Origin of the sequence: Bacillus hominis (assembly GCF_018332515.1) — a bacterium.
GTDB lineage: Bacteria > Bacillota > Bacilli > Bacillales > Bacillaceae_G > Bacillus_A > Bacillus_A hominis.
Genome location: NZ_BOQD01000550.1, coordinates 1 through 570, shown reverse-complemented (window position 1 = coordinate 570; position 570 = coordinate 1). Strand labels below are relative to the sequence as shown.

General features: G+C 33.3%; 2 protein-coding genes. One reads left to right on the top strand and one right to left on the bottom strand.

What is annotated here, in order from left to right; translation table 11 throughout:
• Positions 1 to 22: 22 nt before the first annotated feature.
• Positions 23 to 172: a small acid-soluble spore protein SspO gene (gene sspO / locus KI356_RS27285; protein WP_002121377.1), complete on the bottom strand. Its 150-nt coding sequence runs from the start codon at positions 170 to 172 to the stop codon at positions 23 to 25.
• 289 nt (positions 173 to 461) lie between these two features.
• Between sspO and KI356_RS28800 the strand changes: the two genes are divergently transcribed.
• Positions 462 to 570: hypothetical protein (locus KI356_RS28800; RefSeq protein ID WP_438820851.1), on the top strand; the 109-nt coding region annotated here is incomplete at its 3' end.

The window sequence follows — 570 nt, the reverse complement described above, 5'->3', positions numbered from 1 at the left end:
GTGCACCTTTTGGGGTTTTTCGTTACTGATTCTTTTTTCGTTTCTTATTATTTTGTCGCTGCGCTGGTGTTAAAGGTTCATTTGCGAACTCTTCGTTATAACCAGCTCCTTGTCCTTGTGCAGATGCAGCATTCATTCCTGAAATAATATGATTGGCTTTTCGTTTACCCATTTTTCTCACCTCTATAATGTTTTTTATAGACGAACCATGAGTTGTTCATAGCATATATGAACGTAAAGTAAAACGCTGAAAGAGTGCTTTACTTTATGGTAATAGTATTAATAAAGAGCATGGACACTATTCAAATTTAGAAAGATAAAGAAAACTTATGATAATCCATAAGTTTCTTATTATTTACTTATTTAGAAAGTTGTAATAAGATATTATCGTAAGGTATTGAAAAGTTTGTCTACATTTTATATTCAGACAACTTAGCCACGTTTAACAGGGGGGAAACATAATGGTCAAACATAATCCATTTCAATCACGTGCAACTTTTGAACTAGATGGAAAGACGTATCATTATTATCAATTGAAAGCGCTTGAAAACGCAGGGGTTGGCAACGTAT

Bases quoted from the DNA above. Each gene is read 5' to 3' on its own strand.
- sspO (WP_002121377.1), bottom strand. From the start codon at position 172: ATGGGTAAACGAAAAGCCAATCATATTATTTCAGGAATGAATGCTGCA.